This window comes from Paenibacillus sp. Mc5Re-14 (assembly GCF_001049835.1).
In the GTDB taxonomy this organism is placed as follows: Bacteria; Bacillota; Bacilli; order Paenibacillales; family Paenibacillaceae; genus Paenibacillus; species Paenibacillus polymyxa_C.
The window spans coordinates 2,871,742-2,884,727 of record NZ_CVPD01000001.1; the positions used below are offsets into that span (position 1 = coordinate 2,871,742).

Below are 12,986 nucleotides of genomic sequence, written 5' to 3' on the forward strand. Positions count from 1 at the left end.
GATGAAGAGGTGGATAAAGGATGGACTGGAAACACTGGTATAGGGAATTGGAACAGGATGATGAGACTTGGGATGTGTCGGAGGAGGTTGTACTACGTGGTGTGGTACATCTTGATTTTTGCGGGCAGCCATCGGAGGTAGAAGCTGAATTTATCGTGGGAGCCGACTCTGAAGAACAGGCACAGACTATAGAAGAACCTACAGAGCTGCAAAAAAAGACATGGGAGACGTATATGGCATGTTCGTCAGAGATCCATCCTCAAGTATTGGAGTCCATACACCATTATTATGTAGACATAGTGGAAAAGTATCGGAAGGCATACAGCTCATGGGGAGAGGACCCTAATGAATATGCGCCTTATGTGGAGCGACCAGAGCAATTGCTGGATCGAATGCAGCTTATCTCTATACTGATTTCCGACTCATCGGAAAAGGATGAACTATATTTGAATTTTAGTTGTTCCTGGGATCGAGAGCATGGCTTAGGTGTGCATCTGAAGCAGATGAAAATCGAGCATATTCAAGGTGCATATACATTATATGACTTGGAATAAATAAAGCCCCCTTCCGGTCTCTAATAGAAAGACCGAAAGGGAATAAGATATGGTGGACATGATGACGCGATTGGATATGATAAAAATATTAGTTGGATACAGACAGCACGGCACGGGCTGCTTGAGCCGCCTGTACCATTTGCCGCAATGCGGCAACAGATTCTTCCTTGGTACGGGTTTTCAGCCCACAGTCTGGATTAACCCAGAACAAATCTGATGGCAGTACGCGCAAGGCACGCTGAATCATGCTTAGCATTTCTGATACATCAGGAATGCGCGGACTGTGGATATCGTATACACCCAGACCGATGCCTTTGTCGTAAACCTGATCCTCAAAGCTAACAATCAGTTCTCCGTGGCTACGAGAGGTTTCAATAGAAATCACGTCGGCATCCATGTCTGAAATGGACTGGATCATATCCTGGAATTCGGAATAGCACATGTGTGTATGGATTTGGGTCGCAGGCTGAGCGGTGGCCGTGGTCACAAGGAAGGCTTGAACTGCCCAATCCAGATAGGCCTGCTGTTGTTCTTTTTTCAACGGAAGCCCTTCACGAATTGCGGGTTCATCCACCTGAATCATGCTAATACCCGCTTGTTCGAGTGCCTCTACCTCTGCCCGTAATGCCAGAGCTAACTGCAAAGCTACTTGCCTGCGTGGAATATCATTACGTTCAAAGGACCAGTTCAAAATGGTCACAGGGCCTGTAAGCATCCCTTTAACTGGCTTGGAGGTTAACGACTGAGCAAATGCCGTCTCTTCCACGGTCATAGGTTGATCGAACGACACATCTCCGTAAATGATCGGCGGTTTAACACAGCGGGAGCCGTAGGACTGCACCCACCCGTTTTGTGTAAAAGCAAAGCCTTTCAGCTTTTCGCCAAAAAATTCAACCATGTCGGTCCGTTCAAATTCCCCATGTACAAGCACATCTATGCCAATGTCCTCTTGGATATCAATCCATTCCTTGATCTGCTGCTGGATAAATGTCCGATATTGCTCGGCAGACCATTCTCCTTTGCGATAGTGCAGACGGGCCTTGCGGACCTCAGCAGTTTGCGGGAAACTGCCGATGGTCGTCGTAGGCAGTGGGGGCAACTTCAGCCTATTTTGCTGAATCACCCGGCGCTCGGCGAAAGGAACGCTGCGTGACAGTGGCTCTTTTGTTAGCAGGTCGGCCAAATCGGCAGCTGTCTGTACCCTTGCCGCGGAGTGGTTGAAGCGGGCTACCGCATCCGAACTTTGCTCAAGCTTGGCAAGTGCGGATGGATCGTGCTTGCCAAGTGCAGCCGTCAAGCCTGCGATTTCATCCAGCTTTTCATCGGCAAAGGCTAGTGCATGCACCAGTTCTTGGTCCAGCTTATGCTCTGCGTCCAGACTGACCGGCACATGCAGCAGACTGCACGATGGCTGTACGATAAGCTGTGCGGCAGTGGTCTGTTCTGCTAACTGGTCCAACAGTGCAGCCACGGCATTCAGGTCGCTGCGCCAGATATTGCGTCCGTCAATGACACCAGCACCCAGCGTTTTCCCTTTAGGGAAGCCATGCTGGCATATATGCTGAAGATTTTCGCCATCATCGTATACAAAATCAAGACCCAGTCCCTGTACCGGAAGTTCAGTCAGACGCTCATAATGGTCCAGGCTGCCAAAGTAGGTTTGCAGCATGATGTTCAACGAGGGTGCAGCTTGGGTCAAAGCTTCATAGACCTCCTGAATAATCTCCAGATCCTCTGCCGGGAATGAGGTGGTCAGGACAGGTTCATCGATTTGGACCCATTGAACGCCTTCTGCTGCTAGCTCTGACAAGACTCGGGCGTATAAAGGCTGGAAGGTTCGTATAATAGAAGCGAGATCCTTACGATCATAGCCTTTGGATAAAACAACAAATGAATAGGGCCCGATGAGAACCGGTTTACCGTCAATGCCTAGCTCTTGCTTTGCTTCACGATAAGCTAGTAATGGTTTGTTTTCAGTAAGCACCGGAGCCGCGTTTGCCAATTCGGGAACGATGTAGTGGTAATTGGTATTCATCCATTTGGTCATTTCACTGGCAGTAGCTCCCTTCTGCCCACGTGCGATCCCGAAATACACAGATAGAGGAACTGGACCTGTAAAACGATAGTTGAAGCGTTCGGGGACGAGACCAAACATCACGGATGTATCCAGCACGTGATCGTAATAGGAGAAGTCTCCGACAGGAATGCGATCAATCCCTTTGTCACGTTGCTTGCTCAGATGCTCCAGACGCAATCTTTTCATCTCACTATGCAGTTCGCTTTCGTCAATACTACCCTGCCAGAAGCGCTCCAGTGCTTTCTTCCATTCCCGGTTCCCACCAATACGCGGATAACCCAGATTACTGCTAATCAAACCCGACAATGCAGATCGTTCGTTAATGGACATGTAGGTTTCCTCCTAACTGGTAGCCAGTTTATTTTTACGTACCAAAAAAGGCATTCTGTCCCCAAGGCTAAAAATGAGTAGGGGAAAGAATGCCTCCGCGATTAAAATTCAAAAATACGGCGACTGCTCTTAACACCTCCCTATCTTCCGTAGGTACTGCGATGTTGTTAAAATAGGCAGGTCTCCTGACTTGCGGATCATGACGTTCAGCATCCCTTCCCGGTCTTTGGACCAGTGGGTGTATGAGTAGCTGAACATTCCCCGTTTACAGTGGCGGGACCGTCCCGGATTTGCACCGGCTTCCCTTTTAAGTCTGATCTGAATAGAACAGACACCTATTTCCAGGCTATGCGATTAAGGTATGACGAATAATTATGCACTCGTATACTTGTTCACCATCATAAGTGAAACTCACAGGATGTGCAATAGAAACAGTAATAGAAACTGGAGTGGAATCTGTTAGTTATATGCAAAAAAGACAATCCCAACCCATCGTGGGGTGGTATTATCCCCTTCTAGTAGACAAGAGAGAAAAGACATCTGTTAAGATGGACTTAATCTTGTTGAACGGAGGGGATTTTTCATGGCTAAAAAGGGACAATCATTCCGGCAATACTCCTTAGATGTAAAGATGGAGGCAGTCCGGTTGGTGAACGAAGAACATATGAGTATTCGTGAAGTGACGAAACAATTGGACATTCGTAATAAATCCCAAGTGCAAAGCTGGGTGATGAAACATCGAGCGGGGGAGAACCTCCAGCCAACGACCACAAGGCAGGGACGACCCAAAACGAAATTTTCCAGTATCGAAGAGGAGATGGCGTATCTACGGGCGGAGATTGAATATTTAAAAAAGCAGTATCCAAATCTACACAAGGAGTGACGAGGAAAGAAGCGAGGTTTGAAATTATTGAGGGAATGCGAACACGATATTCGTTGAAATGGTTACTTGAATTAGCCCATGTTTCTCGGGCAGGATATTATAAATGGAGAAAGAATCAGCAAACAACCCAGCAGCGTAAGCAAGAAGAAGAGCTTCTGGAATCGCATATGTTGTCGATCCACCGGATCCATCCCTATTTTGGTTATCTGCGGATGACCGTTGCTTTACGTAGAGAAGGTATCTTGGTCAATCACAAAAAGGTATACCGCCTAATGAAGAAATTAGGGATCCGTTCCGTCATTCGAAAGAAGCGGCGCTTTTTTGGCAAACAGGCATCTGTGGTAAATGCCAACCGATTAGATCGACAATTTCAGGCAGATTCTCCTTTATCCAAGCTGGTTACCGATATTACATACATACGAGCTGGAGAGCGGTTTGTATATCTCTCTGTCATTCAAGATCTGTTTAACAATGAAATCGTGGCTTGGCGTCTTTCGGAACGAAATGACCTTGCTCTAGTTAGCGAGACCCTAGACGTTCTAAGTAAGAACGTGAACATGGAGGGTGTCATTCTCCATTCAGACCAGGGTTTTCAGTATACCTCCAAGCCGTTTAACCGCAAACTTAAGCGGCTTGGCATGCTTGGGAGCCATTCAAGGCGTGGAAATTGCCTAGACAATGCCTGCATAGAATCCTTCTTCTCCCATCTTAAAACAGAGAAGATTTATTTAACGAAACCCGGAACCCTAGCGGAGGTAGAACAACACGTACGGGAGTACATTTCTTTTTATAATGAAAATAGATTTCAGAAAAAATTAAACAACCGTTCCCCGATTGAATACCGAGAAACGGTTGCTGCTTAAAGATGTCTTTTTAGTTCTGTCTACTTGACAGGGGTATGACCAGGGGACTTGTCTTTTGTATAGCATCTTGCTAAGTAGAACATCGCCTTTAAGTCAATGAAACGGTGTAACCTGCTCGAGTACTGGCTTTGACATCTACCAGGCGCTGATTACGGCTGCCCCGAAAGGGGAGGGTCAGATCTTTTTGCTGTTCAACAAAACGGCCATCTACAATCACGTCACACAAAAGAGCTAGCTCCTGTCGTTCCGGATCCATGAGCAGATCCTCGTAAACAAAGCCTGTATAGGCCCATACGGTTCGGTCGGGACAAGCCGCGCGGAAGTCACGTACAAATTGCGAGCATTCTGCTGCTGAGAAAAAAGGGTCTCCCCCGCAGAGAGTCAGTCCGTCCAACAGCGGGTTATCCATGATATCACGGATAACCTCCTGTTGACGCTCAGGCGTGAATGGCTCCCCTGCGCGGAAGTTCCACGAAGCTGGATTAAAACAGCCGGGACAGGCATGGCGGCAACCGCTAATGAATACGACGGTGCGCAGGCCGTATCCTTCATTCAGAGATTCCGGAATATAGCCGCACAAATTCACTTATGCTTCACCCGGTCGCGAACTTCGGCTTGCTTGGCAGCATTAAAACGAACGGTATAATCTCCTGTCAGATATCCGGTTACCCGACGTAAACGCTGAAAGTGCGTGTGCTCCTCATCTGTGCCGCATTGAGGACAGCTTGTCCCGATAATTCCTTCATAGCCGCATTCCGTACAACGATCTACCGGATGGTTGATGGAAAAGTAGCCGATGTTCTGTTGAAGTGCGTACTGAACAATTTTAAGAAATGCATCCGGGTTATTCCGTGCATTACCGTCCAGCTCAATGTATGAAATTGCACCCGCATTACATAGATTATGGAACGGAGCCTCCAAGCTGATTTTACGTGCAGCGGGAAGCTTGTAATACACCGGAATATGAAAGGAATTCGTGTAATATTCCCGGTCATTTACTTCAGGAATAACTCCGAAGTCACGTTGATCCAGCAATGTGAACTTGCCCGACAGACCTTCGGCAGGCGTCGCGAACAGTGTAATATTTAGATTGTAGTGCTCACTCATTCGATCACAATACATGCGCATGGAAGTGATGATTCGCTGTGCTTCACGGTATACAGCATCATCTTCCCCGTGGTGTTTTCCATATAATGCTTTCATGCACTCAGCCAGCCCGATAAAACCAATCGAAAGTGTACCGTGCTTTAGGAGGCTTCCTACCTTCTCATCAGGTTCCAGTTTTTCTCCGCCTTCCCATACCCCTTCGCGCATCATAAAGTCCGAGGCTTTGGCTGGCTGGCTGGTCTGGATATGATAGCGATGGATTAGACCGTCTACTGCAATTCGCATAACCTCTTCCAATCTCGCGTCAAAGCGATCACGGTCAGGTGTCAGACGCTTGCCTGTGCAAATACCGTATTCAATCCCGAGCCGTACCAGATTAATGGTATTAAATGAGAGATTACCCTTGCCGCTCTGGCGGTTTCTGCCGAAACGGTCAGAAATGGTGCGGGTACGGCAGCCCATCGTGGCAATGATGGTATCGGGGTCATCTGCGCGGTAATAGGGCAGGTTGAAGGTAGCATCCACATTCACAAAATTAGGATACATCCGCTTGCTGGAGCACTCTACCGCCTTTAAGAACAAGTCGTAGTTGACATCGCCCTCTGCCTGGTTGACTCCTTTTTTACATTGGAAAATATGTTGTGGAAAAATAGGAGTTTCCCCGCTGCCGAGTCCGCGAATTGTGGCTTCCAGCAGCGATTGCGAAACAAGCCGACCTTCAGCAGACGTACACATTCCGTAATTCAGTGAAGTGAACGGAATTTGCCCCCCTGCCCGGCTGCTCATCGTGTTCAGGTTATGAATGAGCGATTCAGCGGCCTGCCGGGTTTCTGTCTCCGTCTCTTCGCGTGCGAATGAGTATGAACGAGGACAGGTTTCTTGCAAATGGGTGTTGGCTAGATGCAGTTCTTCGTCAGACCAACGGGAGTCCAGCTCTTCCTCGAACAGCCGGAGTCCTTTGCGCAGATGCTTGCGGAAGGAACGAGCAACGTATGGAGCAAGATCCCAATCTATTTTATTGGCAGAGACACCACCAAATTGGCTATTTTGTTGAGACTGGAATATGATGGCGACCAGTGCCATCGCAGACATAATTGTTTGCGGTGTACGTACAGAGCCATTGCCTGTATTGAAACCGTCTTGTAGCAAACGACCAAATGGGATAAAGATACAATTTGTAGTTCCGAGCGCATATTGGTCCAAATCGTGAACATATACATACCCGTGGTCAATGGCGTCTGTCAATTCAGGCGGAAGTACACGCAAGCGCGCATACCATTTGGCATATTCCGAGCCAAGCTTGCTCATTTTGCCACTGAACGATTCTCCATTTAAATTTGCATTCTCCCGCAGCATGTCCAGATCTTGTGCCCCAATGACTCGCTCGCCGATGTCGTATAATTGATGTTCCTCCAGCACCTTCATCGTAAAACCCTCCATATAGTAAAAAATATATATTTTTCACAAAAACAACATATTGATGATATCTAGTGATAACCAATTGTTTCGATCTATATATTGTATATACGTAGACATGGAGAGTATGTGACTATTGTCACATTGATGGGAGCAGGAAGCACAAAAAGGCCAGGTATAGAATAAGAGACACATCCACAGATATGCGCCTTACTCTATACCTGGCCACCGCAGTTGCAACGAAATAAGTAGGTTTGCAAGTACATCGTATATGATATTGGGAAATAATCTTTTAGAAGGTTTAGAGCAGCTTTTTCAGTTGGGACACACGGCCTTGGGAAATATCGAGCATTTCTGCATACACTTTTTGTGGCAGGTTCGGATGTTCCTGAATCAGCTTGCGGAGCTTTTTTACCATTTCACCTTGCTGTACTCTGGATTGCTTGGGCTGCCAGGTTGTGTTGGCTTGGATCGGTTTGGTGCGTTCTTGAGCCTGGATGGCATCATTGCTTGTGGCATGTACATGTTCATCGTTCTTTAATAACTGAATGCAATCAGCGCAAATAAAGCTGTCCCGAAAATAAGTTAAATGATCCACTGCGCCGCAAAATTTGCAGGAGACACCCGTGTATTTCCTTAATACAAATCCTTCTTCATCTACGAAGAATTCAAGCGAATCACCGATATTGATATCCATTGTGGTACGCATTTCCTTTGGGAGTACGATTCGCCCCAACTGGTCCAGAGGCCGTGTCATTCCGGTATTTTTCATCAGCGCTTCCTCCTTCAATGATATATCCTGATTATACCAAAAAATATCATTTTTAGCTTTATATATGAAAGGGAAAATGTAACTTTTTTTCTCGTATGCCGTAGTCTGACTTTCATCCAATTTAGGATGATTTCGGTATTGTTGCCGGTGTACTCCTTTTTCGCTATGATATATTAAAGCGCTTTCGTGAAAGGACTTTTTATCATCTTAATGAAGCTAAGGAGATGACGGATTTGAGTCATGAAACAACGGGTATCGAATATTTATTTCAAGATCCGAAAATTCACCTGGACGAGCGTGTACGGGATCTCGTGTCGCGACTAACCTTAGAGGAAAAGATCGAATCTATGCTGCAATACCAGCCGGCCATTGACCGTTTGGGAGTTGCAGCTTACAAGCACGGTACGGAAGCGGCACACGGAATCGCCTGGTTGGGGGAGGCAACTTCATTTCCTCAGCCTGTGGGATTGGCCTGTACTTGGGATACAGAGTTAATGCGGCAGATCGGCTCTGTTATTGCAGATGAGGCGCGTGTCTACTATCGTCGTGACCCAAAATTGAACGGTCTGACCCTGTGGGCACCTACAGTGGATATGGAGCGTGACCCAAGATGGGGACGTAACGAGGAAGCCTACGGCGAAGACCCGTATTTGACGGGAGAATTGTCGAAGGAGTTAGTCAAGGGGATACAGGGTGATCATCCGGTATATTTGAAAGCGGTTGCGACACTGAAACATTTTCTCGGTAACAATAATGAAGTGGACCGGGGAGTCGGCTCCTCCAGCATAGACCCCCGAAACCTGCGGGAATATTATCTAAGAGCTTTCGAGAAGCCTTTTACGGAAGGCGGAGCCCAGTCGATGATGACTTCCTACAACTTGATTAACGGAACGCCTGCCACGTTGTACCATGGTGTTAACGATATTGTCAGAGGCGAATGGGGAATGGACGGCTTTGTCGTAAGTGATGCGGGTGATGTTATGGGGATTGTAAACGACCATCAATATTACGATTCCCATACGCCGGGCGTGGCTGAATCTATTCGCGCAGGAATTGACAGCATTACGGATGATGCGGAGCTCTCCAAGCAGGCAATTCGAGAAGCTTTGGAGCAGGGCTCTCTACAAGAAGAGGACTTGGATCGGGCATTGTTCCATACGTTCCGTGTTCGTTTTCGTTTGGGGGAATTTGATCCGGCGGCAGACAATCCCTATGCCTCCATCGGGGAGGAGGCTTTAATGACAGAGCAAGCCCGTGAATTGTCGTTGCGTGCGGCGAGGGAGCAGATCGTACTGCTCAAAAATGAGCAAGAACTTCTGCCATTAAACCCTGCCCAGTGCGGCAAAGTAGCGGTCATTGGTTCGCATGGCAATGAGGTGTTCCGCGATTGGTATTCCGGTACGCTGCCTTACCGGGTTACCCCGCTGGAGGCGATTCGTGCCAAGCTGGAAAGCGGGGGCGCGGAGGAACGTGTCGTGTACTCCGATGCCAAAGATCGTGTGACCTTGACGGCGGCGACTGATGGCGCGAAGCTCACAGTTAATTCTTCAGGCGATATGCGCCTGTCCCAGAATGGAGAGCCAACGGTATTGACCATGACAGATTGGGGCTATGGTAGCGTGACGCTGCATGATGAACATCTGGGTACCTATGTGACGAGCGACGAGGAGACGCTTCGCGTGACAGCTGATGAAGCGTATGGCTGGTATGTTAAAGAGGTCTTTGGACTGACTCCTGTGGAACAAGGAGAGCATCTGTGGACCACATGGAACGGTAAGCCAGTGATCGCAGGAACGGAGGGCTTATTAAAGGTGATGGAATCCGCAAGTCCTGCACCTAACGCCTCAGACTTCAACCATACGACTTTCCGTATAGAGACGGTATCGGATGGCTTAGCGGAAGCGATAGCCGCTGCGCAAGCGGCAGATACAGCGATTGTATTCGTTGGAAATCACCCGCTTATTAACGGAAAGGAAGAGAATGATCGCCCAGGCTTGGAACTGGCTGCTTCCCAGCAACGACTTATCGAGGAAGTATATCGTGTCAATCCGAATACGATTGTGGTACTGACGGGTAGTTATCCATTTGCGATTCCTTGGCTTCAAGAGCATATTCCAGCGATCATATACACATCTCATGCGGGACAGGAGCATGGTACAGCTATAGCGGATGTATTGTTTGGAGATTATGCACCGGCAGGGCGTCTCAATATGACCTGGGTTCAGAGCGAGGATCAATTGGGTGATATCAAGGATTATGATATCATTCGCAGCGGCCGTACCTATCAATATTTTGAAGGTGAACCGTTATATCCATTTGGACACGGGCTAACGTATTCGCCATTTGAGTATAGTGATCTGCATACAGACGCCCATAAGGATAATGTTAAATCTATGGCTACACTTGACGCCGCGGATACTCTCCAGGCGTGGGTTGATGTGACGAACCGGGGCGAATCTGCTGGTGAAGAGGTTGTACAGCTATATGTACGCTCTGGAGCCTCGCGTGTAAAGCGACCATTGAAGACGTTGTGCGGATTTCAACGCATTCGCTTGGAGCCAGGTGAGACACGAACGGTTTCTTTTACGGTTCGGGTGAAAGATTGGGCGATTTGGGATGTCACGCGGGATGGCTATTGCGTGGAATCAGGTGAATATACCCTGCTGGCAGGCGCCTCCTCAGCGGATATTCGATTGGAGCATCCTGTGTACGTTCGGGGTGAAGTTATTCCACCACGACAAGCTGGACCTAGGATTCGAGCTGAAAATTTTGATGATTGCTTCGACATCCTGCTGGATGAAAGCAAGGAGCAAAAGGAGGCCTGTGTACGTCCCCGTTCACCGCAACGTTCCGGTTGGATCGCCTTTCATGGCGTAGACATGAATACGGTGAGTGTGGTCGAGCTCCAGTGCCGCGTGTCAGGCAACAGCAGTGATGCAGCAATCGAGTTGCATTTGGATGCGCCGGACAGCCCTGCTGTGGCGCGCATCAACGTGGGCAATACAGGAGGGGCACAAGCATGGGTGACACTCTCGGAAAAGGTACAATCAGCCTCCGGCATCCGTGATGTATATCTGTCGCTCAGTGGGGAAGTGCGACTGGGTCATTTTACTTTGGGCGCTAGGGATCCAGAGGGTTCCGGCTTTCAGGCTTGAACTTACATCTGACATCACGTACAATGCATTCATCGAAGTTTCTACAGCTTAGGGGTGTCATCTCATTTGAATAGTGAAAAAAGACTACGCACCGCAACGCCCAAATGGCTTGGAATTGCGTTAAAGGCGCTTGTCTATTTGGAAAAACACGGGGAACTTTGTGCCAGCGGTTCTATTGCCCGCTCCATTGATTGCGAAGTTACTTTGGTGCGCAGAGTGCTGACGCGGCTTGTGCAGGCAGATTTGATTGCAGCACGTGAAGGGCGCGAGGGAGGTTATGTGCTTACCCGTTCGGCGGATCATATTACACTTGCTGATATATACCACGCCATTGAAATATGTGATCCCATATTCCCGGGTATAATGCATGAACCGGAGACGAACCCTTTTTGCGGGGAGTTGGCGATAGCCGTATCTGAGATTTTAGCTGAGAGTGAACGTCGTATGCTGGAGGTATGGGAATCTCATACGCTTGCTTCGCTCGCCAAGCGTACATCGCTTGTGGTAGGGAATTGCAATCATACTGAAGATAAGGATGCCAAGTCATCTTCCCAAAGGGAGTAACATCTTTTCATTTAAAAGGATAATAGCCGATACGATCCTCAAGAGAGGGTTGTATCGGCTATTTCTGTGTAAGGGTCATGCCTCAATTATATTTCATATGAGCAAACCCGGTTACGTCCTGCTTTTTTAGCTTCGTATAGTGCTTTGTCTGCCTGTTCCAGCAGGGCTGCCCCGGACATATCTTCCCCGGTACCAGGAAAGGTTGTCACGCCGATGGACACCGTGACTTTAAGAACAAGCCCGTCCGCTAAAATAAACTCGTGCTGATTTACTCCACTAAGAATCTGATTAGCTATGCGTAGTGCTTGCCGAAAAGCACAATTCGGCAAAAGTACGGTGAATTCTTCTCCCCCGCTGCGGGTGACTACATCATTAGTACGGCACTTTTCCATTAAAATCTGCCCAAGCTGGCGCAGCACTGCATCTCCTGCCGCATGCCCATAGGTGTCATTGACTTCCTTGAAATGATCAATATCTAACACCAGTACAGATAAGTGCTCATGACGTTGACGAGCTTGAGGGAGCTGCTCTTCCAATGAGAACTCAAGCTGTCTTCTATTGCTTAAATTAGTGAGATGGTCTGTGTAGGAGGTATGCTCCAGTCGAAGTAACAGCTCATTGGATGTGTTGATAGATTCAGCAATGAGGTACAGAAGACATCCGCCGACCATCGAAATGAAGAATTGGAGCGGATACACGTGCAGAACATCATCGAGATTTTTCAAATTAATCATAAGGGGACAGAATATAATGCCCAAAGCAAAAACATTCATAATCATCAGCTTGGGTAAACGTGACCAGGACAAATGTGACAGTACAGTACACCCCAGACCGGCAAGCAGCATAAAAACGGCGCCTACGATAGCTTGATTGTTGATACCAAACAGCAAAAGTCTGCCTAGACATATAAAAAGCGTTGCCATGAGCGCAGCCGGGCCACCGATATAAGTTGCGGTAGCTACGATAGCCAGATGTCGAAGATCAGCAATGGTATTAAATCCTACTGGAATAGAGTAGTACATGATAACAATGCCATAGCAACCGAAAAGAGCGCCTCCGATCCAATGCACCTTATGCGTTAAGGTGTGTAGACGGATTTTATACCTTTGTGAAATAAGGCCGGTTATGTACAAAAAGGTGACAAGGATACAGGTATTTACAAAAAACGTACTGAACAAGATGATAACCCTCCCGAGAGGCATATTCCTTCATTTTATCAAAAAGAACTGACATTAGGCTTAAAAAAGAAAAATTTATTAAAATTT

At 47.7% G+C, this 12,986-nt stretch carries 9 protein-coding genes and 1 riboswitch; of the genes, 4 read left to right on the top strand and 5 right to left on the bottom strand.

Features of this window, described 5'->3' with window-relative positions; all coding sequences use genetic code 11:
- The first annotated feature begins 20 nt into the window (after positions 1 to 20).
- Positions 21 to 554, top strand: coding sequence for a DUF6985 domain-containing protein (locus BN1546_RS13060; RefSeq protein WP_090737842.1), 534 nt, complete (start codon positions 21 to 23; stop codon positions 552 to 554).
- Positions 555 to 642: 88 nt separating this feature from the next.
- Here BN1546_RS13060 and metE read toward each other — a convergent pair whose 3' ends face one another.
- On the bottom strand, positions 643 to 2,961 hold the full coding sequence (metE, locus tag BN1546_RS13065) for a 5-methyltetrahydropteroyltriglutamate--homocysteine S-methyltransferase (protein WP_090737844.1): 2,319 nt from the start codon (positions 2,959 to 2,961) through the stop codon (positions 643 to 645).
- Positions 2,962 to 3,118: 157 nt separating this feature from the next.
- A riboswitch (cobalamin riboswitch) is annotated at positions 3,119 to 3,315 on the bottom strand.
- Between the two features lie 229 nt (positions 3,316 to 3,544).
- Between metE and BN1546_RS13070 the strand changes: the two genes are divergently transcribed.
- Positions 3,545 to 4,707 (top strand): IS3 family transposase gene (locus tag BN1546_RS13070; protein ID WP_369690576.1). Its coding sequence is split into 2 segments (ribosomal slippage): positions 3,545 to 3,809 and positions 3,809 to 4,707, totalling 1,164 coding nucleotides; the frame shifts between segments, so codons are not numbered across the junction.
- Between the two features lie 88 nt (positions 4,708 to 4,795).
- On the opposite strand, the gene nrdG is transcribed toward BN1546_RS13070, so the two are convergent.
- The 3 genes from nrdG to BN1546_RS13085 all read right to left on the bottom strand — a co-directional run bounded on the left by nrdG (position 4,796) and on the right by BN1546_RS13085 (position 8,002).
- The gene (gene nrdG, locus BN1546_RS13075) at positions 4,796 to 5,293 is read right to left on the bottom strand and encodes an anaerobic ribonucleoside-triphosphate reductase activating protein (protein WP_090737846.1); all 498 of its coding nucleotides are present in this window, start codon (positions 5,291 to 5,293) and stop codon (positions 4,796 to 4,798) included.
- The gene (locus tag BN1546_RS13080; RefSeq protein WP_090737848.1) at positions 5,290 to 7,239 is read right to left on the bottom strand and encodes an anaerobic ribonucleoside triphosphate reductase; all 1,950 of its coding nucleotides are present in this window, start codon (positions 7,237 to 7,239) and stop codon (positions 5,290 to 5,292) included. Before BN1546_RS13080 ends, nrdG begins: the two co-directional genes overlap by 4 nt.
- 292 nt (positions 7,240 to 7,531) lie before the next feature.
- Positions 7,532 to 8,002: an AbrB/MazE/SpoVT family DNA-binding domain-containing protein gene (locus tag BN1546_RS13085; RefSeq protein WP_013373551.1), complete on the bottom strand. Its 471-nt coding sequence runs from the start codon at positions 8,000 to 8,002 to the stop codon at positions 7,532 to 7,534.
- A 233-nt stretch (positions 8,003 to 8,235) separates the two neighbouring features.
- Between BN1546_RS13085 and BN1546_RS13090 the strand changes: the two genes are divergently transcribed.
- Both BN1546_RS13090 and BN1546_RS13095 read left to right on the top strand, forming a co-directional pair.
- Positions 8,236 to 11,157: a glycoside hydrolase family 3 protein gene (locus BN1546_RS13090; RefSeq protein ID WP_090737850.1), complete on the top strand. Its 2,922-nt coding sequence runs from the start codon at positions 8,236 to 8,238 to the stop codon at positions 11,155 to 11,157.
- 66 nt (positions 11,158 to 11,223) lie between these two features.
- Complete coding sequence (locus BN1546_RS13095; protein ID WP_090737852.1) at positions 11,224 to 11,721, top strand: Rrf2 family transcriptional regulator; 498 nt, start codon at positions 11,224 to 11,226, stop codon at positions 11,719 to 11,721.
- 86 nt (positions 11,722 to 11,807) lie between these two features.
- On the opposite strand, the gene BN1546_RS13100 is transcribed toward BN1546_RS13095, so the two are convergent.
- Complete coding sequence (locus tag BN1546_RS13100; RefSeq protein ID WP_090737854.1) at positions 11,808 to 12,899, bottom strand: diguanylate cyclase; 1,092 nt, start codon at positions 12,897 to 12,899, stop codon at positions 11,808 to 11,810.
- Positions 12,900 to 12,986 lie beyond the last annotated feature (87 nt).

Excerpts from the sequence above, each read along its gene's own strand:
- BN1546_RS13060 (WP_090737842.1), top strand. The coding sequence starts at position 21 with ATGGACTGGAAACACTGGTATAGGGAATTGGAACAGGATGATGAGACT.
- metE (WP_090737844.1), bottom strand. The coding sequence starts at position 2,961 with ATGTCCATTAACGAACGATCTGCATTGTCGGGTTTGATTAGCAGTAAT.
- BN1546_RS13080 (WP_090737848.1), bottom strand. The coding sequence starts at position 7,239 with ATGAAGGTGCTGGAGGAACATCAATTATACGACATCGGCGAGCGAGTC.
- BN1546_RS13085 (WP_013373551.1), bottom strand. The coding sequence starts at position 8,002 with ATGAAAAATACCGGAATGACACGGCCTCTGGACCAGTTGGGGCGAATC.